Origin of the sequence: Streptomyces piniterrae (assembly GCF_005048155.1) — a bacterium.
In the GTDB taxonomy this organism is placed as follows: Bacteria; Actinomycetota; Actinomycetes; order Streptomycetales; family Streptomycetaceae; genus Streptomyces; species Streptomyces piniterrae.
In genome coordinates this window covers 114375-135602 of sequence record NZ_SUMB01000002.1, presented here as the reverse complement: position 1 = coordinate 135602, position 21228 = coordinate 114375, and the positions used below count along the sequence as shown (strand labels likewise).

The 21228-nt window shown below is 71.4% G+C and carries 19 protein-coding genes; 12 read left to right on the top strand and 7 right to left on the bottom strand.

Features of this window, described 5'->3' with window-relative positions:
* Positions 1–36: 36 nt before the first annotated feature.
* Both FCH28_RS04970 and FCH28_RS38965 read right to left on the bottom strand, forming a co-directional pair.
* Positions 37–1239 (bottom strand): WD40/YVTN/BNR-like repeat-containing protein, encoded by a 1203-nt coding sequence (locus FCH28_RS04970; protein ID WP_425471881.1) that lies wholly within the window; start codon positions 1237–1239, stop codon positions 37–39.
* 115 nt (positions 1240–1354) lie between these two features.
* Complete coding sequence (locus tag FCH28_RS38965) at positions 1355–3103, bottom strand: sigma factor (RefSeq protein WP_246102411.1); 1749 nt, start codon at positions 3101–3103, stop codon at positions 1355–1357.
* A gap of 422 nt (positions 3104–3525) precedes the next feature.
* Here FCH28_RS38965 and ssgD (FCH28_RS04960) point away from each other — a divergent pair, with 422 nt between their 5' ends.
* Positions 3526–3939, top strand: a complete 414-nt coding sequence (gene ssgD / locus FCH28_RS04960; protein WP_136738485.1) for a spore wall synthesis regulator SsgD — start codon at positions 3526–3528, stop codon at positions 3937–3939.
* 124 nt (positions 3940–4063) lie between these two features.
* On the opposite strand, the gene FCH28_RS04955 is transcribed toward ssgD (FCH28_RS04960), so the two are convergent.
* On the bottom strand, positions 4064–4687 hold the full coding sequence (locus tag FCH28_RS04955; RefSeq protein ID WP_136738484.1) for a TetR/AcrR family transcriptional regulator: 624 nt from the start codon (positions 4685–4687) through the stop codon (positions 4064–4066).
* A gap of 125 nt (positions 4688–4812) precedes the next feature.
* Between FCH28_RS04955 and FCH28_RS04950 the strand changes: the two genes are divergently transcribed.
* The 3 genes from FCH28_RS04950 (at position 4813) to ssgD (FCH28_RS04940) (ending at position 7575) form a co-directional block, all read left to right on the top strand.
* Positions 4813–5331 carry a PH domain-containing protein gene (locus FCH28_RS04950; RefSeq protein ID WP_136738483.1) on the top strand — a complete coding sequence of 173 codons (519 nt, stop codon included), beginning with the start codon at positions 4813–4815 and terminating at the stop codon, positions 5329–5331.
* Complete coding sequence (locus tag FCH28_RS04945) at positions 5328–7064, top strand: PH domain-containing protein (protein WP_136738482.1); 1737 nt, start codon at positions 5328–5330, stop codon at positions 7062–7064. The genes FCH28_RS04950 and FCH28_RS04945 overlap by 4 nt, the downstream gene beginning before the upstream one ends.
* Positions 7065–7161: 97 nt before the next feature.
* Positions 7162–7575 (top strand): spore wall synthesis regulator SsgD, encoded by a 414-nt coding sequence (ssgD, locus tag FCH28_RS04940; protein ID WP_136738481.1) that lies wholly within the window; start codon positions 7162–7164, stop codon positions 7573–7575.
* Positions 7576–7688: 113 nt separating this feature from the next.
* On the opposite strand, the gene FCH28_RS04935 is transcribed toward ssgD (FCH28_RS04940), so the two are convergent.
* A complete protein-coding gene (locus FCH28_RS04935) occupies positions 7689–8465 on the bottom strand; it encodes a polysaccharide deacetylase family protein (RefSeq protein WP_246102409.1) in 777 nt (258 codons plus the stop codon).
* Between the two features lie 153 nt (positions 8466–8618).
* On the opposite strand from FCH28_RS04935, the gene FCH28_RS04930 reads away from it, so the two are divergent.
* The 4 genes from FCH28_RS04930 (at position 8619) to FCH28_RS04915 (ending at position 12249) form a co-directional block, all read left to right on the top strand.
* The gene (locus FCH28_RS04930) at positions 8619–9326 is read left to right on the top strand and encodes a response regulator transcription factor (protein WP_136738480.1); all 708 of its coding nucleotides are present in this window, start codon (positions 8619–8621) and stop codon (positions 9324–9326) included.
* A gap of 17 nt (positions 9327–9343) precedes the next feature.
* Entirely contained in the window at positions 9344–11026 is a 1683-nt protein-coding gene (locus FCH28_RS04925; RefSeq protein WP_425471902.1) for an ATP-binding protein, read from the top strand.
* Positions 11023–11709 (top strand): hypothetical protein, encoded by a 687-nt coding sequence (locus tag FCH28_RS04920; RefSeq protein WP_246102407.1) that lies wholly within the window; start codon positions 11023–11025, stop codon positions 11707–11709. The genes FCH28_RS04925 and FCH28_RS04920 overlap by 4 nt, the downstream gene beginning before the upstream one ends.
* A gap of 138 nt (positions 11710–11847) precedes the next feature.
* Positions 11848–12249 (top strand): DnaJ family domain-containing protein, encoded by a 402-nt coding sequence (locus tag FCH28_RS04915; protein WP_136738479.1) that lies wholly within the window; start codon positions 11848–11850, stop codon positions 12247–12249.
* 39 nt (positions 12250–12288) lie between these two features.
* Here the strand turns inward: FCH28_RS04915 and FCH28_RS04910 are convergent, their stop codons facing one another.
* Complete coding sequence (locus FCH28_RS04910; protein WP_136738478.1) at positions 12289–13602, bottom strand: DUF4185 domain-containing protein; 1314 nt, start codon at positions 13600–13602, stop codon at positions 12289–12291.
* 404 nt (positions 13603–14006) lie between these two features.
* Between FCH28_RS04910 and mutA the strand changes: the two genes are divergently transcribed.
* The 4 genes from mutA (at position 14007) to FCH28_RS04890 (ending at position 19643) form a co-directional block, all read left to right on the top strand.
* Positions 14007–15890 (top strand): methylmalonyl-CoA mutase small subunit, encoded by a 1884-nt coding sequence (mutA, locus tag FCH28_RS04905; protein WP_136738477.1) that lies wholly within the window; start codon positions 14007–14009, stop codon positions 15888–15890.
* Positions 15890–18100 (top strand): methylmalonyl-CoA mutase, encoded by a 2211-nt coding sequence (gene scpA / locus FCH28_RS04900; protein ID WP_136738476.1) that lies wholly within the window; start codon positions 15890–15892, stop codon positions 18098–18100. The genes mutA and scpA overlap by 1 nt, the downstream gene beginning before the upstream one ends.
* A gap of 10 nt (positions 18101–18110) precedes the next feature.
* Entirely contained in the window at positions 18111–19106 is a 996-nt protein-coding gene (gene meaB / locus FCH28_RS04895) for a methylmalonyl Co-A mutase-associated GTPase MeaB (protein ID WP_136738475.1), read from the top strand.
* Positions 19107–19313: 207 nt separating this feature from the next.
* Positions 19314–19643 (top strand): coenzyme f390 synthetase, encoded by a 330-nt coding sequence (locus FCH28_RS04890; protein ID WP_246102406.1) that lies wholly within the window; start codon positions 19314–19316, stop codon positions 19641–19643.
* A gap of 23 nt (positions 19644–19666) precedes the next feature.
* On the opposite strand, the gene FCH28_RS04885 is transcribed toward FCH28_RS04890, so the two are convergent.
* Entirely contained in the window at positions 19667–20548 is an 882-nt protein-coding gene (locus FCH28_RS04885; protein WP_136738474.1) for a LysR family transcriptional regulator, read from the bottom strand.
* A gap of 106 nt (positions 20549–20654) precedes the next feature.
* Positions 20655–21203: an ATP-binding protein gene (locus FCH28_RS04880; protein WP_136738473.1), complete on the bottom strand. Its 549-nt coding sequence runs from the start codon at positions 21201–21203 to the stop codon at positions 20655–20657.
* Between the last annotated feature and the right edge of the window lie 25 nt (positions 21204–21228).

Below are 21228 nucleotides of genomic sequence, written 5' to 3'. Positions count from 1 at the left end.
CTCCCCTCCTTCGCCTCCCCCTCCTTCACCTCCCCGTCACGGCTCCAGTCGCGCGATACGGCCCTTCTCGCCCGCGGCCCAACACCCCAGATCCGGCGCGCAGTCGACGGTGTCGTACGAGCCGTTGTCGAAGGCACGCCAGGTGCGGCCGCCGTCGAGCGTCAGATCGCTGCCGGACGGTCCCACCGCAAGCGCGATGCGGCGGGTGTGCGGTAGCCAGACGGCGCCGGAGCGGTACGCCTGCGGGGGCGCGGCGGCGGCCGTCCATGTGGCGCCGCCGTCGGGGCTGACCGCGGCGGCCTTGGGTGAGGGCTGCTCGGGGCGGAAGTCGCCGCCGACCGCGAGGCCGTGGGTGCGGTCGCGGAAGGCGAGGGCGAAGATGCCGCGGGCCGGATCGCCCGCCGGGACGGTGGTGTTGGCGACGCTCCAGGTCCGGCCGCGATCGGTGGAGTGCAGGACACGGGCTCGGGCCGCGCCGCCGGTCGCGATCCAGGCGTCGTGGCCGCCGGCGGAGACCAGGCACTGCCCGCTGGCGGCGAACGCGGCCTCGCCCTGCTGGGCCGGCGGCATTCCGTCCGAGGGCAGCAGGCGCCAACTGCGGCCGCCGTCAGCGGTGGACAGGATGCGGTACTTCCCGTCGACGGGGTCGCCGAGCGCGATGCCGTGGCGGCGGTCGAAGAACGTCAGGCAATCGTAGAAGGCGCGCGGGTCGGTGTTGCGGAAGCTCTCGGTCCAGGTGGCACCCGCGTCGTCGGTGCGGAAGACGCGCGACGCCTCGCCCTCACCGATCGCGAGAACGACCGCACGGCGCCCGTCGAGCACCTCGATGTCGCGGAACTCCAACGCGCCGGCGCCGGGCGGCGAAACATCGGCCCAGTGCCGCCCGCCGTCGTGTGTGCGCAGCACGGTGCCCTTGGTCCCGGCGACCCATGCCGTCGTGCGGCTGACGGCGGCCAGTCCCCGGAACCGGGCCGTGCTGCCGCTGTCCTTGAGATGCCAACCAGCCTGATTCACAAGGCTGTTGGCATGCGGATGAGTGTTGACGTTCGCCGGATGGGAGGCGGTCACCGCGCCGGCCGCCGGCGCGCCGAGCGCCGCAGCGCCTGCCGTCACGACCGCTACTGCCGCTGCCGTGGCCGCCGTGACGCTCCGGCGCACCGCCCCACGCGTTCGCCCCGTACTCGTTGTCCGCCGCGTGGCTCTTGCCCATCCAGTGCCGGTACCCCGGATCCGCCCCATCCCGCCCCACCCACTCAAGTTCCCCACGGGCCTCAGGTCTCTCGCGGCCCCCATTGCGGTGGAAGCTAGCCCAGCCCGAACACCCCGTCCAGGGCGCCGAGTCCGGGCGCCGGCCTCAGTTCCCGGTGGAGGTGCCGTCGGCCGCCTGCCCCGAAGACGTGTCGCCGGTGGTGGCGTCGGGGGTCTGCTCGGCCGTGGGGGTGGTGGGCGCGGGAGTTGCGGGGGTGGACGATTCAGGTGTCGTCGCCTGAGTCGGCGTACTCGTTGGGGTCGACGTCGATGGCGATGGCGATGGCGATGTCGATGTCGGAGCCGGCGTACGGGTCGGCTCAGGCTGAGAAGTAGAGGGGGAAGTGGATGAGGAAGCAGACGGAGAGCCGGACGTGGATGTGGACGTCGGCTTGGACGTCTGCGCAGGGGCAGTTGTAGCTGTAGTGGCCGGCGAGGACGTTGACGAAGGCGTTGACGGTGACGTTGCCGTGGACGCGGGCTTCGGGTCCGCCGTCGGGCCGGTCGACGAAGCCGACGTGCTCGGCGCGGCGGGCGAAGGCGACGTACGAGCAGCGGCAGCCGAACCCGACCGCACCGGAATCGTCTGCCCGAACCCCTGCGGCGCCTTGCCGTGCGCCTGCACCAGAGTGATCAGCGACGGTGTTCCGGGAGCCGCTCCCGGAGCCGCCCCGTCCCCACTCGTCCCAAAGGGCGCCGCGGGCAGCCCGGCCTCTCCCCCACCGCCCGGCGCCGTCTGCCCGTCGGCCACCGGCGCCACCGCCCGCTGGCCCGCGGCAGCCGTATCGTCGCCGGTCAGCGCGAGCCCGCCGGCGACGGCCGCGCCGACCAGTGCCCCGATGCCCACTCCGGCGACAGTCAGGGCGACCGGACCTGCCTGGCTCACGCGGCCGCGCATCAGATGCCGTACGGAACGCTGAGCGTCCTTGAGCAGCCCGCCCCCGTACGCCGCTCCGTAGCCGACCAGCGGCAGCAGGAACGACCCCGAGCCACCCGCCAGGAACGCCAACAGCGCCGGACCGGTGAGAGCCGGCCGGCGGCGGTCGGCGCGGGTCAGCTGGGCCGCCCGGTCCCGGCACTCCGGGCAGCGCGGGACGTGGTTCTGCACCAGGAGATGGCTCTGTGACAGGCCAACGCCGTGGGGCGCGTGGCCGTCCGGGGCACCGTCCAAGGCATGACCCTGTGGGGCATCGGCGCCCGCATCGCGTCCGATGAATACGGGTATCCGCTCCCAGTACGTGATGCATGCGGGGTCCGCGGGCGCGCCGGGCATGGCGCGCAGGAAGGCCTGCCGCAGACCCTCGCGTGCCCGCTGGAGCAGCAGGGAGGTCGCGCCCTTCCCCGTACCGAAGGCCTTGGCGATCGCCGACAGCGACTGGTCCTCGACCTCGGCGAGCCAGAGCGCCTTCACCCAGCGCTGCGGCAGCTGGTCGAGGACGCGGGCGAGCAGAGCGACGTAAGCGGTGCGCTGGAGCGGGGCCGTGCTGTCGGTGGACGCGGCGAGGTCGCGAATCGTGGCCCGCAGATACGCCGGGATGTCACCGGTCCAGTCGCCAGTCCAGTCGCCGGACCAGTCGCCAGTCCGGTCACCGGACCAGTCACCGGACCAGTCGCCGGTCTGGTCGCCAGCCTGGTCGCCGCGGCCCGTTCCGTCGCCGATGCGCCCGTCGATGCGGTATCCGCCCTGGATCCGTCGCCAGACCCGGAAGTGGGCCTCGGCGACCAGGTCCTCGGCGAGCCAGGCGTCGGAGGTGAGCGAACAGGCGTAGCCGACCAGGCGCGGATGCTCCCGTTCGTAAAGCGCGGCGTATGTGTCCGCCGCCGACTTCTCGGTAGCCGAGAGGGCATCCGGCATGAAGGCAGCCGGCACGGAGGCAGCTGAGATGGAGGCATCTGACATGGAGGTACAGCCCCTGACGTATCGCTCGCCCCGGAGGCGGCCCGGCTTCGCGGCTCTTGGCGCGGTCCCCGACGCGGCGCGCTGATCGGGGATGTTCCGGCCATCGGGGCCCTGCATGAACCAAGCCAGAGTAAAGCGGACATATCTCCGCATTCAAAGGTTCGTGACGTAGGTCACGCGGGAATCCGGTGCACTGTCGTCACGCCCCCGACGTCCTAGTGGTCGTAGTAGCACCGAGCAGTGGCACGAAAAAAGCAGCAAAACAGCGGCAATGCGGCAGCAGGACGCAGGCAAATACAGCGACAACTGCAGCGGCACGCACAGAGACAAGAAAAGACGCACCGAGTCCGAGCACCGAATGCAAGGGGGAGCCGGCGATGTCCACCGCCATCGACCAAGCCGTTCAGGCCCGTCTCATTGCGACCACCCCGGGGTCCCGGGAGATCCCGGCGAGCCTGCGCTACGACCATGCGGACCCGTTCGCGGTACGGGTGACGTTTCCGCCCGCGGCGTCGCTGGACGGGGCGGAAGTGGTCTGGACGTTCGGGCGCGATCTGCTGGAGGACGGGCTGCGGGCGCCGTCCGGCACGGGCGATGTACGCATCTGGCCGTGCGGCCCGGAGGCCGTCGTGGTGGAGTTCCACACGGCGGAGGGGATGGCGATGGTGCAGTTCGGTACGCAGGATCTGCGGGACTTTCTGGTCCGGTCGTACGGGGTCGTCGCGAGGGGCGGCGAGGGCCTGCACCTGGATGTCGACGCGGACCTCGCCGCTCTGCTGCGCGAGGCGTAGCGAGCGAGCGCCCCGTCTTCAGCGCGGCCGGCCACCTTCAGCGCGGCCGGCCGTCTCCAGCGCAGCCAGCCGTCTTCAGCGCGGCTGGCCCCCGACCTCGGGCGACCGTGGGCAGGACGCGGGCTCAGCCAGCGACCTCCGCCCCCTCGCCCCCGCCGAACAGATTCCCCAGATGCAGATCCAGCAGCCGTACCGCCTGCTCCGGGGTGTGCACATCCAGCAGGACGTAGGCGGAGAGCCCGTCGACCAGGCTGATCAACAGCATCGCCTCGTCGTCGGTCGCCCGGTCCGGCGCCAGTTCGCCGCGCTCCGCGGCCGCGCGCAGCTGGTCGGCGAAGAAGGCGCGGAGTTTGGGAATGCCTTCCTTGGCCTCGGCGCGCAGGCCCTCGTCATGGATGGCGCGGGCGAAGTAGGCGGCGCCGACCAGCACCCCGATGCGGCTCTTGTCGTCCAGCGGCAGCATCCCCGACAGGCAGGCGCGGAGCACCGCGCGGGGTGACGGCTCCCCGGGCAGCGCCTCGATGCGCTCGCGGATCCGCTGGTCGGCCAGCCGGTTGATGTAGCGGAGGGCGAAGAGCAGCATCTCGTCCTTGCCGCGGAAGTAGTGCTGCAGCCTGCCGAGGGAGATACCCGCCTCGGCGGCGACATCGCGCAGGCTCGCGCCCTCCAGGCCGCGGGTGCTCGCGATGCGCCAGAGCGCCTCGGAAATCTCCTCGCGTCTGGCTTCGTGGTCCACCTTTTTGGGCATGGACGGCCTCCCCTTATGTGCGTCGCCAAGGCGTTTCGGATGAAGCGGCCCGCTTTTACAAGTCGCTTGTACCGTTATAACGTAACGGTACTCAATACGCTTGACTTGGAAACCGGTGAACCCTCATGCCCGAGCACGCCGCCCCGCTCCTGCGCCCACCCCGTCATCGCGTCGATCCCCGCGCCCGCCGCTGGTGGACGGTCCAGGCGCTGCTCACCCTCAGCGGTCCGATGCTGCTCACCGCGCTGGTGATGGCAGTGCTGTCCGTGCTGTTCTTCCCGGGCGCGTTGCCCTGGCTGGGCCCGCTGCTGCTGGTCGTGCTGGTTCTGCCCGCCCTCGGCTATCTCCTCGTCATGCCGCGCCGGCGGTATTCCGTGCACGCGTGGGAGCTGGGCAGCCGCGCGGTCTACGCGGCGGGCGGCTGGTTCTGGCAGAAGCGGCGGATCGCACCGCTGTCCCGGGTGCAGACCGTCGACACCATGCGTGGCCCCATACAGCGCAGGTACGGGCTGGCGACGGTGACCGTCACCACCGCGTCCACGGCGGGTGACATCAAGATCGCGGGACTGTCGGACGCGGACGCCGAGGAGCTGTCCCGACTGATCGGCGAGGCCGCCCAGGACGTGCCGGGGGATGCGGCATGAGTGAGCACAGCGAGCGAAGCGTCCGGGGGCGTGCGCCGGGCGAGTACGAGGCCGAGCGGAGCGCGGTCCCCGCATCCGCGCCCATCGCCGCCTCCCCCCTGCCGCAGTGGCGTCGGCTGGATCCGCGCACGCTGCTGGTGCACTGCGGCTGGATGGGGGCTCCGCTCGGATCGCTGGCACTGACGGCGCTGGCCACCGGCGGAAAGATCAACGCCGGTGCGTGGATCACTCTCGCCGCCATCGCCGCCTCCTTCGCCGTCATCACCGCGATCGGCCTGGTCCGCTGGGCCCGTACCGAATTCCGGGTCACCGACGAGACTCTCGACGTACGAAGCGGACTGCTGACCCGGCGGCTGCGCAGCGTGCCGCTCCACCGGATCCGTACCGTCGACCTGACCGCGTCGCCGCTGCACCGGCTGATGGGCGTCACCGTGCTGCGGGCGGGTACGGCGGGCTCCGGGGACGGCGGCGGGGAACTGGCGCTGGAGGCGCTGACGGCCGCCGAGGCGCACCGGCTGCGCGCGGAGCTGCTCGCCCACGCCGACACCGAGGCGGCCGCCAAGGACCCGGTGCTGGCCCGGATCAGCTGGCGCTGGCTGCGGTACGCGCCGCTGACCTTCTGGGTCGTCGGCGGGGTGTTCGTCGTGGCCGGATCCGTCTACCGGGTGCTGGACGGCATCGGCATCGAGCCGTGGAAACTCGGCTTCGTCCAGCGGGCGTTCACGGAATTCGGGGCGAGCGTCCTGTGGCTGACGATCCCCGCGGTGGTGCTCGCCGTCCTGGCCCTGGGCTCGGTCGGCGCGGTCGCCCTCTACATCGAGAACTGGTGGAACTACTGCCTGGAGTGGACCGACGCACGCACCCTCCAGGTGCGCCGCGGACTCTTCACCACCCGCTCGGTCACCATCGAACGCGCCCGGCTGCGCGGCGTGCTGCTGCGTGAACCACTGCTGCTGCGGGCCGGTGGCGGCGCACTCGTACGGGCGGTCGCGGGCGGCCTCGGCAACCGCGAGGAGAACCGCCGCCGCAGCGGCCTGCTCCCGCCCGCACCCCGCCCCGAAGCCCTCCGCGTGGCGACCGGCGCCCTGCAATCCCCGTTCCCCGGAACGGAGTTGATGACCGAGGGAGCCAAGTCGTCGCACCAGGCAGCCATTTCCCCGCCGCCCCCACCGTCCTCGCTGCCCCTGCTGACGCCCCACCCCCGTATCGCTCTCCGCCGGCGACGCGTACGCGGCCTGCTGTTCGCCGTCCTCCCCGGCACGGTGGTCCTCGCGGGCCTCGGTGCCGCGTTCACGCCCGTCCTGCTGCCCTGCGCATGGATCTACGCCGTGGTCACCACGCCGCTCGTGCTGTGGCTGGCCCGGGACGCCTACCGCAATCTGGGCCACGGGATACACGGCCGCCACCTGGTCACCCGCTCCGGCACCTTCAGCCGTGACACCCTCGCCCTCCAGCGCGAAGCCATCGCGGCCTGGACGTTCACCAGCTCACCGTTCACCCGCCGGGCCGGACTGGTCACCCTCACCGCGGCGGTCGCCGCCGGCGAGGAGAGCTACCGCATCCCGGACCTGGCCGCCGACTACGCCCCGTCCTTCGCCGCGGCCGCCGCCCCGGGAATCCTCGACGAGTTCCTCACCGTCCCCACGAACGCGTTCCCCGGAGCGCCGAGCCCCGACCGCTACCCCGTTTCGCGCCCGCGATACCCCGATTCGCACCAGGGATCCGCAACATGACGCAGATCACACCCCTCTCGCGTGCACGGCAAAGCCGACCACGCCGTCCTAGTGGGTGAGCCGTGCATAGCCCGACAGCAGTGAGGGAGCAGCCGCGATGAACCCTGTCATCGACCAAGCCGTCCAGGTCCGTCTCATCGCGACCACGCCCGGCCCGCACGCGGTGCCCGCGGTGCTGCAGTACCAGCCCGCCGACCCGCTGGCGGTACGGATGTCCTTCCCGCCGGAGATCTCGCTGGACGGCGCGGCGGTGGACTGGGCGTTCGCGCGTGAGCTGCTCGCCGAGGGGCTGCGGATGCCGGCCGGGCGGGGCGACGTCAGAGTGCGCCCGTCCGGTCCGGACCGCACGGTGATGGAGTTCCACGCGGACGAGGGCATCGCGATGGTTCAGCTGAAGACCTCGGACGTCCGGCAGTTCCTGGCGCGCTCGTACGCGGCGGTGCCCGCCGGGTGCGAGCCGGCGCATCTCGACGTGGAGCGCGGCCTGGAGGAGCTGTTCGGCGCGGCGTGAGCCGCAAGCCGCGGCGCGGGCCCTGGGCCCGCGTCTCGCTGCTGTCGTATGACTGTGGGGCCTGTTCGGCGAACAGGCCCCACAGCCATACACAACCAACTGTCCCCTGGCGGTTACCGCTGCGGGAACCCGAACCCGTACCCCTGGCCCTTCATCCACGGCAGCAGCCCGTCCAGGGCGTCGACGGTCCGGGCGCGGTTGCCGCCGCCGTCGTGGAAGAGGACCGTCGGCCCGTTGGTGAGTTCGCCGCGCACGGTCTGCTCGATCGTCCCGACGCTGCCGCCCTCGAAGTCCTTGCTGTCGACGTTCCAGCCCAGCGGCCGCATGCCGTGGTCGGCGGCGAGCTGTCGGCTGTAGGGGGTGAAGGCGCCGCCCGGGGCGCGGTAGTACTCCACCTTCGCGCCGCCCGCCGCGTCCTCGATCATCTTCTGTGCGTCGAGGATCTGCTTCGACTGGTAGCTCTGCGACTGGTGGTCCATGCCGGTGTTGTGGCTGATGGTGTGGTTACAGAGCTTGTGCCCGGCGGCCACCACCTGCTTGACGAGGTCGGGGTGTGCCTTCGCCTGCGGGCCGATCATGCAGAACACCGCCTTGACGTCGTTCTTCTTCAGGGTGGCCAGCACCTTCGGGGTCCAGACCGGGTCCGGGCCGTCGTCGATGGTGATGTTCAGGCTGCGGCCCGGACGGTCCGAGGCGTGCACGATGGACGGGTTGACCTTGGTGACCGCGGGCGCCCGCTCGGGCTTGTTCCCGGCGGAGTCGACGGTGTCGGCCTGTGCCGTGCCGCCTGGCTGCGCGAAGGCCAGCGCGCCCGCGACCGCGAGCGACACCACTGCCGCCGCGGCCACTCCCATGATCCCGCCCTCGATACCGAAACGCCGCCGTCCCATGTGAATCCCGTCCCTCATGCCGAGCTCGTGTGTGTACGGATCGGCGGCGCGCGCTGCGTACGCATGCCGCCTTGCACCACGAGAGATGCACGGGATTCCGGGCAGGCTGCCCCTGTTACAGAGCCATCATGAAACCTACGGATACTGGACCCCATGCCACGTGTACTTCTGATCGAGGACGACGCCGCCGTACGGGACGGGGTGAGCCTCGCGCTACGGCGGCGCGGCCACGAAGTGGCGGCCGCGGCCAGCGGTGAGGAGGGCCTGGAGGTCCTGCCGGGCTTCCGGCCCGACATCGTCCTGCTGGACCTGATGCTCCCCGGCAAGGACGGCTTCGAGGTCTGCCGGCTGATCCGCGCGGAACGGCAGCTGCCGATCATCATGCTCACCGCCCGCGGCGACGACCTCGATGTGGTGCTCGGCCTGGAGGCCGGGGCCGACGACTACATCGTCAAGCCCGCCCGTGGCGAGGTGCTGGAGGCCCGGATCCGCGCCGTGCTGCGTCGTACCGCGCTGCCCGCCGACGGTCAGCCGGCCGTGTCGGAGCCGGGGCCCGCCCCGGTCGAGACATATGGCGAGCTCGCGATAGACCGGGCCGGACTCGTCGTCGGCAAGGGCGGCCAGGACCTGGCGCTGGCTCCCTCGGAGATGAAGCTGCTGCTGTTCCTGTCCGCGACCCCGGGGCAGGTCTTCAGCCGCCAGCAGCTGCTGGAGCATGTCTGGGAGCACAGCTACCACGGTGATGCGCGGCTGGTCGACGCGTGTGTCATGCGGCTGCGGACGAAGATAGAGGACACCCCGCGCAGTCCCCGTTACGTCCAGACCGTGCGGGGCTTCGGCTACCGCTTCGGGCCGCTGTGAGCCGCCTCGGCAGCCTGGTGCCGACCCTGCCGACCCTTCCTCGTCTGCGACGTGGGACCCCTCAGCTGCTGCGGGGGCTGCGGGCCCGGCTCGTCGTCGCGTTTCTGCTGGTGGCGGCCGTCAGCGCGCTGACCACGGCGGGGCTGACGTACCGCGAGGCCCGTAACGCCATCCTCCAGCGCTCCCAGGACATCGCCGTCAACGACCTGCGGGCGCAGATCAATTCGCTGGCGCCGGAGCTCCCGGTGCCTCCGGCGCGGGCGGATCTGGACTCCTTCCGGGTCCAGCTGGAGCGTTCGGGCAAGTCCCGGGAGTGGGACATCTCTGTCCACTACAGGGGCGTGCCGCAGAGCGCCGAGGGTGGACTGCGCCGCAGTGTGGTGGTGCCGGCCGACCTCAAGGCGTCCGTCGAGAAGCGTCATGTGCCGGCCTTCCAGCGGGTCGATCGCGCCGGCGCACCGTGGCTGTTGATCGGTATGCCGGTGCGGCAGTCCGACGGTGACGCCTCCGCGCTGTCCGTGTACGCGCAGCTGCCGCTGACCGCGGAGGAGTCCAACGTCGAGGCGCTGGTGAGTGCCGCCCAGCGGGGCGCGCTGCCGGTGCTGATGCTGGCCGTGATCCCGGCGCTGTTCGCCGCGCGGGGGGTGCTGCGCCCGGTACGGGGGCTGCGGCAGGCCGCCGAGGGGCTTGCCGAGGGCAAGCTGGACACCCGGCTGGAGGTGAAGGGCACCGATGAGCTCGCCGATCTGTCACGGACGTTCAATGACATGGCGGCGAAGCTGGAGGAGAGCGTGGCGGATCTGCGGCGTCTGGAGGCCAACTCCCGGCGGTTCGCCGCCGATGTGTCGCATGAACTGCGGACGCCGCTGGCGGCCATGGCGGCGGTCACCGACGTTCTCGACGAGGACGCCGATTCCCTCGATCCCGACACGGCCTCCGCGGTCCGGCTGATCAGCCAGGAGACCGGCAAGCTCGCGCGGATGGTCGAGGACCTGATGGAGGTCTCACGGTTCGACGCCGGGGCCGCGGCACTGCACCTGGACGAGGTGGACGTCGCGGAGACCATCCGTAAGACGTTGCAGGCCAGGGCGTGGCAGAAGCGGGTGGCGACCGAGCTGCCGGCGAATGTGCGGGCCCGGCTGGACCCGCGGCGGCTGGACGTGGTCGTCGCCAACCTGGTGGGCAACGCTCTCCACCACGGTGGTGAGCCGGTCCGGGTACGGCTGCACGCGCCGGCCCCGGATGCGGACCGGCTGCTGATAGAGATCTCCGACAGCGGCCCCGGCATCGACCCCGAGGTCCTGCCGCATGTCTTCGACCGCTTCTACAAGGCGGACTCGGCCCGCGCCCGGTCGGAGGGCAGCGGCCTGGGCCTCGCCATCGCGCTGGAGAACGTCCGACTGCACGGGGGCTCCGTACGGGCCGCCAACTCGCCTGAGGGTGGGGCGGTGTTCACGGTGGATCTGCCGGTGGGTCCGGCATCCGACTCACTGGCATCCGACTCGCCGACACCGGACTCGCTGACGCCCGACTCACCAGCACCGGAATCGCCGGCATCGGCGTCGACGTCCACCGTCGCCATAGAGCACGCGACCGCGGACGACGCCGAGCGCCCGATCGGGAACCCGGCGGCGCACGCCGCCGTGAACGACAGCCGGGACACCGAGCGCCCCGGGACCGGGAAAGAGCACGACGCATGAGCCCCATGAACGCCCGCACCCCCCTCGACACGCACGGCGTCCGCCGCGCCCTGGCCTCCTCGTGGACCCGGCGGATCATGGTGGGTGGTCTGCTGGCCGGCGCGCTGGGCGGCGTCCTGACAGCCACGCTGACGGGCTGCGGTATCGCGCCCACCGACGTCATCGACGCCGGTGAGCCCGCCGCGGGTGTGAAGGCTCCGGGCCAGCCGCCGGCCGATGTCCAGCTGTTCTTCTACGGGCCGTCCGGGCTGCGCTCCGCGACCCGCCCGGCGAAGGCCCCGGTCGACCCGGAGGACGCGATCCAGCTGCTGATGGAGGGCCCGAACCACGCCGAGCGGATGCGTGGTCTCTCCAGCGTCCTGCCGAAGTTCCCCGGCCGACTGACCACGGCGACGGGCCGGGGCACGGTCGTGATCACGCTGCCGATGAACGCGAAATTCCTGGATTCCGCGTCGCTGAACCAGCTGGTGTGCACCGCGGCCAATGCCAAGGTCCCCGGGGACAAGCCGCCGGGCGAGGTCACGGTGACGCTGATCGGCGCGGACATCCGCGTCGGCCCCCTGGTCTGCGGCGGCAACAACGCGTTCCCGGTCGTCGAGCCCAGCCCTACGGGTTCGGCGAGCGGCGCTGCGAACGGCGCGACGGAGGGTACGCCCGGCACGGCGGAGGGCTCGACCGGCTGAGCCACCGAGCTCGACGGGCCGAGCCGCCGCTCCGCGTTACGGTGGGAGCAGGGGCCGTGTGCCGCCCGGCAGCAGGCAAGCGTGCCGCCAAGAGGATCGGCCGACCACTGACGCCTCTGACCCCTCGGGAGAGTCGCGATGACCGAACGCAAACCGCCCGGCGTGCCCTTCGAGACCTGGGTCGACAAGCAGATCCGTGAGGCGACGGAACGGGGCGACTTCGCGAACCTGCCCGGCGCCGGAAAGCCCCTCCCGAGCCTCGACCAGCCGTACGACGAACTGTGGTGGGTCAAGGACAAGATGGTCCGGGAGAACCTCTCCTACCTGCCGCCGAGCCTCGTGCTGCGCAAAGAGGCCGAGGACGCGCTGGAGGCAGCGGCCAGCGCCCCCAGCGAGGCCGCGCTGCGCCGCATCCTGACCGCCGTCAACGAACGAATCCACGCCGCGCTGCGCACACCCCTCGAAGGCCCGCCACTGAACCTCACGCCGTTCGACATCGACCAGCTCGCCCGGGAATGGCGGACGCGTCACGGGAGTTGAGTCATGTAGAGCCTCGCCCCGACGTCGACCGGCGCTTCGTCAGGGCGCGGCGGGCCCCAGCCGCACCCGTAGGAACCGCGGCCGGTAGAGGTCGACGTTCCCGTTGAGCCGTGGATCGGCCGGAACGCCTGGCGGGCCCAGCCAGTTGACGTCGTAGCTGAGCAGGAGTTCACCGGACGCGGTGAATTCGGGGTGCGCCTGCGGGTTGTAGGCGGCGACGTAGTGCGGTTCGGGGTCGGGTGGCCGGGGTGGGGTGATGCGGCCGTTCGGGCCGTGCCAGGGGCCTTGGGGTGAGCAGGACCAGTAGCTGGTGATCGCGGTCATGCCTTCGGTGCCCGCTCCCCCGGTGTCCATGGTGAACAGCACCCAGGTGGGGCCGTCGCGTACGACCGTGAAGGCGCTGCCGACGCCGCGTGTGCCGCCATCCTGCAGTACGGGCCGGGCCTGGTCGGCGCCGCGCCGCCAGTGTGTGCCGTCCCAGAACCGCCAGGCGGCGCGGTCGGCGAGGCGGCCGGTCGGGACGCGGGCGAGGTAGGCGCTGGAGGCCGGCGAGTCGGGTGGGTCGTCGCCGCCGAAGACGTAGGTCCAGGCGCCGTGGCGGGCCGTCGCGGAGCCGTAGAGGACGCGTTGGGCGGGGTCCGTGACGGAGGTCTGGTCGACGGTCTCGGTGATGCTCTCCAGGGTGAGGTCGGGGAGGGAGAGGGTGGCGACTTCGGTGCTGCGGGGTACGCCGAAGACCCAGGGGGCGGTTCCCTGCGCGCGGTTCCAGAGGAGGACGCGGACGACTTTTTCGCGGGCGCCGGGGGCGCGGGGCTCCACGCTCGCGTGCACGGGCCAGCGCCAGCCGCCGCCCGCCGGGCCGGGGGCGGGGTCCGGGTCGGGGAAGAACGGGCCGGGGGTGGCGGGGGTGCCGCCGGTCAGGGTGCGCTCCAGGTGGCCCGAACGGGACATCACGAGGGCGGTGTTGTGGCGGAGGTAGGGCGGACCCCCGTTGTCGGCGATGCGCCAGCGGTAGGGCTGGCCCTGTGGGTTGGGTGGGGGCTGCACGCGGTCGAGGAAGGTGTCGGAGAAGAGCCAGAGCGTACGGCCGTCGGGGAGGCGCAGGGAGTGAGTGCCGTCGCCGCCGGTCCAGTCGTCCACCCGGGTGTTGTCGTTGCCGTAGCGGGCGAACTCCCCGGTGAGGGGGTTTTCGGTCGACCAGGAGGCAGCCTTGCGTCCGGGGCAGGCCGCGGTGGGGTCCGGGGTGGCGCGCGGCATCGCCCATGACACCAGGGCGGTGGCCGCGAGCAGGGCCAGGAGGAGGGAGAGCAGTGCGGCGGCGGTGGTGGTGTGGGGGGATCGGCGCCTGGACATTCCGCTCCTAGGTCGCTAGGTCGGGTGCCGGCGCCCACGGTAGCGAACTGGCCGGACGAGCGGACCAGGGGAAACGGTGATCGCCATCGAGCAAGATGGGCGGATATGCGGTTATGCACCTCATGGGGCATTTGCGGAGAGTGTGAGGGTGGGCGCGCCGCACGCCGTGTGCCCTGACGGGCGAGGATCCCGCCGCACTCCGCGGCCGCTCACGGAGCCGACCTGCACACAGACGCAACCAGTACGGATCGCCACCGCCGCCCACTACTTACCGGCGGGTAGCAGTTCGTCGCCGCGGCCCTCCCCCTACCACCCCCAATACGGACAAACACAAGGTCAACGAGTGCAAGGTCACAGCCGGAGCCCCTGCTCCGGCTAACGGTCGTTCGCTTAGCCTGCTTGCCATGACCGCCGAGTCCTCCGAACTCCCCCTGGCCGCCGCATTCCCGGACGCGGACCGCGAACAGTGGCAGCGCCTCGTCGAAGGCGTGCTGCGCAAATCGGGCGTCACAGAAGCGGCGGGTGCCGCCGCCGAGGACGCGCTCGCGACCGAGATCCAGGACGGGATCCGCATCCGCCCGCTGTATACCCGTGACGACGATTCGGCCGCCGTGGGCCTCCCCGGCTTTCCGCCGTTCGTACGCGCCGGCCGTCCCGAGGGCACGACCGTGTCCGGTTGGGACGTACGCCAGCGCCATGTGCACGCCGATCCGGAGCGCGCCAATGAGGCGGTGCTCGCGGACCTGGAGAACGGTGTCACCTCGCTGTGGCTGACCGTCGGGGACGGCGGGGTGCCGGTGACGGAGCTGCCGCGGGCGTTGCGGGGCGTGTATCTGGATCTGGCCGCGGTGGCGCTGGACGCGGGCGCCGATTTCGTCGCGGCCGCCGAGGAGTTGCTGGGGCTGTACGCCGCGTCGGGTGTGCCGCTGAGCGAGGCGACCGGCACTCTGGGCGCGGATCCGCTGGGACTGTTGGCCCGTACGGGCGATGACAGCAAGCTGCGGATCCAGTTGGAGGCCGCGACCCGGCTCGCTGCGCGTTCGGCCGCCGACTCGCCGAAGTTGCGGGCGCTGGCCGTGGACGCGCTGCCGTATCACGAGGCGGGTGGTTCGACCGCCGAGGAGCTGGGTGCTTCGCTGGCGACCGGTGTGGCGTATCTGCGGGAGCTGACCGCGGCCGGTCTGGATGTGGATACGGCCTGCCGGCAGCTGGAGTTCCGCTATGCGGCCACCGCGGACCAGTTCCTGACGATCGCGAAGCTGCGTGCGGCCCGCCGGCTGTGGGCGCGGGTCGCGGAGGTGTGCGGGGCGTCGCCCGAGGCGTCGGCGCAGCGTCAGCACGCGGTGACGTCCACGGTGATGATGACCCGTCGGGACCCGTGGGTGAACATGCTGCGGACCACGGTGGCCGGGCTGTCCGCGGGTGTCGGTGGTGCGGATGCGGTGACGGTGCTGCCGTTCGATGCCGCGTTGGGCCTGCCGGACGCGTTCGCCCGGCGGATCGCCCGTAACACCCAGTCGGTGCTGCTGGAGGAGTCGCATCTGTCGAAGGTGATCGACCCGGCGGGCGGCTCCTGGTACGTGGAGAGCCTCACCGCCGAGCTGGCCCGGTCCGCCTGGGCGTTCTTCCAGGAGATCGAGGGTGCGGGCGGTCAGGCCGCGGCGCTGCGGTCCGGGTTGATCGGTGAGCGGCTGGCGGCGACCTGGCGGCGGCGGTCCGAGGATCTCGCGCACCGCCGTGAACCGATCACCGGTGTCAGTGAGTTCCCGCATCTGGCGGAGTCGCCGGTGCAGCGCGATCCGGCGCCGGCTCCGGTGGGCGGTGGTCTGCCGCGGGTGCGCAGGGACGATGCGTACGAGGGGCTGCGGGCCCGGTCCGATGCGCATCTGGCGGTCGGTGGGGAGCGGCCGAAGGTGTTTGTCGCGGCGCTGGGTCCGGCCGCGGTGCACACCGCGCGGGTGACGTTCGCGGCGAATCTGTTCCAGGCGGGCGGTATCGAGACGGTCCAGGAGCCGGCGTCGGTGGACGCGGAGTCGGTGGCCGAGGCGTTTGCGCGGAGTGGGGCGGGCATTGCCTGTCTGTGTTCGAGTGACGCGGTGTACGGCGAGCAGGCGGCGGCGGTGGCGGCCGCGCTGAAGTCGGCGGGTGCGCTGCGGGTGTATCTGGCGGGTAAGCCGGGTGCGCGGGGCGAGGAATACGTGGAGGCCGGTGTGGACGCGTTCGTGTTCGCGGGCTGCGACGCGGTCGAGGTGCTGTCCTCGGCCCTGGATGTCATGGAGGTGGCGTGATGGTGAGCATCCCGGACTTCAGCGGGGTCGAGCTGGGAGATCCGCTCGGGACAGTCACGTCGGCCGATGCCGGGCAGTGGGCGGAGGCGGTGCAGCAGGTCACCGGCAAGGGTGTCGAGGATCTGACGTGGGAGACGCCGGAGGGTATCGACGTCAAGCCGCTGTACACCGACGCGGACCTCGGCGGTGTGGACTTCCTCGGCACGTACCCGGGTATCACGCCGTATCTGCGCGGCCCCTACCCCACCATGTACGTCAACCAGCCGTGGACCATCCGGCAGTACGCCGGTTTCTCCACCGCCGAGGAGTCCAACGCCTTCTACCGGCGTAATCTCGCGGCCGGTCAGAAGGGTCTGTCGGTCGCGTTCGATCTGCCGACGCACCGTGGCTACGACAGCGATCATCCGCGTGTCACCGGCGATGTCGGCATGGCGGGCGTCGCCATCGACTCGATCTACGACATGCGGCAGCTCTTCGAGGGCATTCCGCTGGACAAGATGACGGTGTCGATGACGATGAACGGCGCGGTGCTGCCGGTTCTCGCGCTGTACATCGTGGCGGCCGAGGAGCAGGGCGTACCGCCGGAGAAGCTTGCGGGGACCATTCAGAACGACATCCTCAAGGAGTTCATGGTCCGCAACACCTACATCTATCCGCCGCAGCCGTCGATGCGGATCATCTCCGACATCTTCTCGTACACGTCGCAGAAGATGCCGCGCTACAACTCCATTTCGATCTCCGGCTATCACATCCAGGAGGCGGGTGCGACGGCCGACCTGGAGCTGGCGTACACCCTCGCGGACGGGGTGGAGTATCTGCGCGCGGGCATCGAGGCCGGCATGGACGTGGACTCCTTCGCGCCTCGGCTCTCGTTCTTCTGGGCGATCGGCATGAACTTCTTCATGGAGATCGCCAAGCTGCGCGCGGCCCGGTTGCTGTGGGCGCGCCTGGTGCAGCGCTTCGAACCGAAGAACCCCAAGTCGCTGTCCCTGCGCACCCATTCGCAGACTTCCGGCTGGTCGCTGACCGCGCAGGACGTGTTCAACAACGTGACGCGTACGTGTGTGGAGGCGATGGCTGCCACCCAGGGGCACACCCAGTCGCTGCACACCAACGCCCTCGACGAGGCGCTGGCCCTGCCCACCGACTTCTCCGCCCGGATCGCCCGCAACACCCAGCTCTTCCTCCAGCAGGAGTCGGGGACCTGCCGGGTGATCGACCCGTGGGGCGGCAGCGCGTACGTCGAGAAGCTCACGCACGATCTGGCGCAGCGGGCCTGGCAGCACATCGAGGAGGTCGAGGCGGCCGGCGGTATGGCCAAGGCCATCGACGCGGGCATTCCGAAGCTGCGCGTCGAGGAGGCCGCGGCCCGTACGCAGGCGCGGATCGACTCCGGCCGGCAGGCGCTGATCGGGGTCAACAAGTACCGGGTGGAGACCGATGAGGAGATCGAGGTCCTCAAGGTCGACAACTCCGCCGTGCGGGCCCAGCAGATCGAGAAGCTGAAGCGACTGCGTGCCGAGCGCGACGAGGCGGCCTGCCAGGATGCACTGCGGGCGCTGACGGAGTCGGCAAAGGCCGGGCCCGGCAAGGGACTTGAAGGAAATCTTCTCGCCCTGGCCGTGAACGCGGCCCGCGCGATGGCGACCGTCGGTGAGATCTCGGACGCACTGGAGACCGTCTACGGGCGCCACTCCGGCCAGATCCGTACGATCTCCGGTGTGTACCGAGACGAAGCGGGCCCCTCCTCCGGTGTCGAGCGCACCCGGGACCTGGTGGCCGAATTCGAGCGCGCCGAGGGGCGCCGACCGCGCATCCTGGTGGCCAAGATGGGCCAGGACGGCCATGACCGCGGCCAGAAGGTGATTGCCACGGCCTTTGCCGACCTGGGCTTCGACGTGGATGTCGGCCCGCTGTTCCAGACGCCGGCCGAGGTCGCCCGCCAGGCGGTCGAGGCGGACGTCCACATCGTCGGCGTCTCGTCGCTGGCCGCGGGCCATCTGACCCTGGTGCCCGCCCTGAAGGAGGCGCTGGCCGCCGAGGACCGGGAGGACATCACGATCGTGGTGGGCGGGGTGATCCCGCCGCAGGACGTCCAGCCGCTGCGCGACATGGGTGCGGCCGCGGTCTTCCTGCCCGGCACGGTGATCCCCGATGCCGCGCACGATCTGGTGCGGGAACTGGCGTCGGTCCTCGGCCACGAGCTCTGAGCGGGGGGTCATGCCTGCGACGATCGATGTCGGACGGTACGCCGAGGGGGTCCGCGCCGGTTCCCGGGCGTGGATCGCCCGTGCCGTCACCCTGGTGGAATCCACCCGCGCCGACCACCGGGCGGCGGCGCAGCGGCTGCTGATCGAGCTGCTGCCGCACTCCGGTGCGGCCCGCCGGGTGGGTATCAGCGGGGTGCCGGGCGTCGGCAAGTCGACGTTCATCGACGCGCTCGGCACGCTGCTGACCGGCATGGGGCACCGGGTCGCGGTACTCGCCGTCGACCCGTCCTCCACCCGCACCGGCGGCTCCATCCTGGGTGACAAGACCCGGATGGAGCGGCTGGCGACCGACCCGGCGGCGTTCGTCCGCCCCTCCCCCACCTCCGGGACGCTGGGCGGTGTGGCACGCGCGACCCGCGAGTCCATCGTCGTCATGGAGGCCGCGGGCTACGACGTGATCCTGGTGGAGACGGTCGGCGTCGGCCAGTCCGAAACCACCGTGGCCAACATGGTCGACACCTTCCTCCTGCTGACGCTGGCCCGCACCGGCGACCAGCTCCAGGGCATCAAGAAGGGCGTCCTGGAGCTGGCGGACCTGGTGTCGGTCAACAAGGCGGACGGTCCGCACGAGCGGGACGCCCGCTCGGCGGCCCGTGAACTGGCCGGTGCGCTACGGCTGTTGCAGCCTGCCGACGCCGTGTGGACACCGCCGGTGCTGACGTGCAGCGCCCGCGAGGGCACCGGCCTGAAGGCGGTGTGGGAGCGGATCGAGCAGCACCGCACGCTGCTGGACTCGACCGGCGCGCTGGCCGAGCGGCGCCGTGCGCAGCAGGTCGACTGGACCTGGTCGATGGTCCGCGAGCGGCTGATCGACCGGCTCCAGGAGCACCCCGAGGTGCGCCGCCAGGGGCCAGGCATCGAGCGTGCGGTGCGCGACGGGGAGATCACCGCGACATTGGCCGCCGAGCGGCTGCTGGACGCGTTCGGGCTGTCGGACGGGTCATAGCACCTGTCCGGTGGGACAGGGTCGGAACGGTCTTCGGGGGTGTGGTCGGGCGTGGGCCCGGCCCCGCCCCCGTCGTACTCACCCCCGCTTCTGAGTAGCCGCGCTCATGACACGGCCTGGCCCCGGCATCGAGGATTCCGGGGGCGGGCATGCGAGCAACTCGCCTGGTGTCACCTGGGGTTGTGGTTGTTGTCGGAGGGGGCCGCTGTGTATCCGCAGGATGTCGAGTACGGGCTGTTTGAGGGCAATCCGCTGGCCGGGCTGATCGAGGGGTTCCGTCTCGCCCCGGCGGCCGGCGGGGAACTGGAGGCGTGGCCGGTCGTCCATGTGCAGTTGCGCCGGGGCGTGCGGTTGTCGGCCGTCGAGGCGGACCGGCTGGCCAAGACCTGCCAGTACGGTGTCCAGCGTCATCTGGCCGCCGCCGGAGGTGACGTCACGCAGGCCGTGGACATGGACCCTTCGGCGAACGGGGTCGCCATCGAGCTGCATCCGTACGGCACCGGCCCGTTCACCGAAGGGGGACCCGTTCGGCGATGACGCCTCCGAACACGGTGAATACCTCACCCCGTGTTCGCGAAATGCGCGACGGCCATGTCGCGGAAGCGTGCGGCGGCCGAGGAGAGATAGCTGTCCTTGCGGCGGACGAGGCTCAGGGTGCGGGCGCAGTCGGGGGTGTCGAGGCGCAGCCAGGCGAGTGGCAGCACCGAGGGGTCGGTGCGGGCGATCGACGGCAGCAGTCCGATGCCGAGCCCGGCCGCGATCAGAAAGTGCGTGGCGCCTGGTTCCTCCCCTTCACAGGAGATGACCGGACTGCGGCCGATGGTGGTGAACAGCCGCTCCAGCAGGGCGCGTTGCCAGTGCCCCGGCCGGGTGGAGATGAACGGCTCGTCGGCGATGTCGGCCACCGAGACCCGGTCCCGGGCGGCCAGCGGATGCCCGGCCGGTACGGCGAGCAGTACCTCTTCGTGCAGGAGCCGAACCGCTTCGAGGCCGGGCCCGTCCAGCGGTTGTGAGGCCACACAGAAGTCCACCTCCCGTGCACGTAGCTGATTGCGCATCACTTCGGGGGTGGCTTGCAGGACCCGCATGGTGACCTTGGGGTGTGCGGTGCGGAACGCGCCCAGCAGTTCGGAGAGCGGCAGCAGGGTCTCGGCGGCGAGAGCGACGCCGCCGTGGTCGAGGCCGGCGGCGTCGGCGACCTCTCGGCGGGCGTCGTCCAGTTCGTCCAGCGCCCGCTCGACCCGGCGCAGAAACGCCGCGCCGTAGCGGTTGAGCCGGATGGTGCGGCCCTGCCGGTCGAAGAGCGGAACGCCCAGCTCGGCCTCCAGCCGGGCGATCGTACGGCTCACCGATGGCTGGGCCACCCGTAGTTCCTCGGCGGCCCGGCTGATGTGCTCGCGCCGGGCGACGGCCCGGAAGTAGCGCAGGGACAGCAGATCCATCGGCTTCTCGGGCCTCCCGCTGTGGTGACGGCGACCAGGGCATGGTCACACAGGGCCCGTCCGGCGGCGGTGGCGAGACCCGCAGCGGGCATCATCCGACGGGTCGTCAGCCGTGGGTCGACACCGTGGCCCAGACCGTCTTGCCCGAGGCGTCCGGCTGTGTCCAGCCCCAGGCTTCGCTGAGCTCGTCGACGATGCGCAGTCCGCGCCCGGACTCGGCGAGGGGGTCGGGCGTGATGAGCACCGGCGTCCCGGTGCCGGCGTCCGAGACCGCGCAGAGCACGCCGGTGTCCTGCCGGGTCAGGGCGAGCCAGGCGGGGCAGTAGGAGCCGGCCGGGGTGAAGCCGCCCCGGTCGTCGTCGTGCGGGGCCTGCTCGTCGTCCCCCCTGTCCTCCCGCCCCTGCGCCTTGGCGCCGTATCGCAGTGCGTTGCTGACGAGTTCGGAGACGACCAGTGCGGTGTTCTCGGTGACGGTGGGGCACATCCGCCAGCCTTCGAGGGTCAGCTGGGTGAAGCGGCGGGCCTCGGCCGCGGTGCGCGGGGAGTCGCTGAGGGCGCATGCGGCGAAGTCGTCGGGACCCGGCAACCACCAGGTGTCCTGATGTGATTCCTCCCGAAGGGCGTCGTGCACGGTCTCTGCCGGATGTGTCGTCATCACGAACTCCGTGAGGGCTTTCGGG

Bases quoted from the DNA above. Each gene is read 5' to 3' on its own strand.
- FCH28_RS04880 (WP_136738473.1), bottom strand. From the start codon at position 21,203: ATGACGACACATCCGGCAGAGACCGTGCACGACGCCCTTCGGGAGGAA.
- FCH28_RS04920 (WP_246102407.1), top strand. From the start codon at position 11,023: ATGAGCCCCATGAACGCCCGCACCCCCCTCGACACGCACGGCGTCCGC.
- FCH28_RS04915 (WP_136738479.1), top strand. From the start codon at position 11,848: ATGACCGAACGCAAACCGCCCGGCGTGCCCTTCGAGACCTGGGTCGAC.
- FCH28_RS04945 (WP_136738482.1), top strand. From the start codon at position 5,328: ATGAGTGAGCACAGCGAGCGAAGCGTCCGGGGGCGTGCGCCGGGCGAG.
- FCH28_RS04970 (WP_425471881.1), bottom strand. From the start codon at position 1,239: ATGGGGCGGATCCGGGGTACCGGCACTGGATGGGCAAGAGCCACGCGG.
- ssgD (WP_136738485.1), top strand. From the start codon at position 3,526: ATGTCCACCGCCATCGACCAAGCCGTTCAGGCCCGTCTCATTGCGACC.
- FCH28_RS04910 (WP_136738478.1), bottom strand. From the start codon at position 13,602: ATGTCCAGGCGCCGATCCCCCCACACCACCACCGCCGCCGCACTGCTC.
- FCH28_RS04885 (WP_136738474.1), bottom strand. From the start codon at position 20,548: ATGGATCTGCTGTCCCTGCGCTACTTCCGGGCCGTCGCCCGGCGCGAG.
- FCH28_RS04930 (WP_136738480.1), top strand. From the start codon at position 8,619: ATGCCACGTGTACTTCTGATCGAGGACGACGCCGCCGTACGGGACGGG.
- FCH28_RS38965 (WP_246102411.1), bottom strand. From the start codon at position 3,103: ATGCCGGATGCCCTCTCGGCTACCGAGAAGTCGGCGGCGGACACATAC.
- ssgD (WP_136738481.1), top strand. From the start codon at position 7,162: ATGAACCCTGTCATCGACCAAGCCGTCCAGGTCCGTCTCATCGCGACC.
- FCH28_RS04950 (WP_136738483.1), top strand. From the start codon at position 4,813: ATGCCCGAGCACGCCGCCCCGCTCCTGCGCCCACCCCGTCATCGCGTC.
- mutA (WP_136738477.1), top strand. From the start codon at position 14,007: ATGACCGCCGAGTCCTCCGAACTCCCCCTGGCCGCCGCATTCCCGGAC.
- FCH28_RS04955 (WP_136738484.1), bottom strand. From the start codon at position 4,687: ATGCCCAAAAAGGTGGACCACGAAGCCAGACGCGAGGAGATTTCCGAG.
- scpA (WP_136738476.1), top strand. From the start codon at position 15,890: ATGGTGAGCATCCCGGACTTCAGCGGGGTCGAGCTGGGAGATCCGCTC.
- FCH28_RS04935 (WP_246102409.1), bottom strand. From the start codon at position 8,465: ATGGGACGGCGGCGTTTCGGTATCGAGGGCGGGATCATGGGAGTGGCC.
- meaB (WP_136738475.1), top strand. From the start codon at position 18,111: ATGCCTGCGACGATCGATGTCGGACGGTACGCCGAGGGGGTCCGCGCC.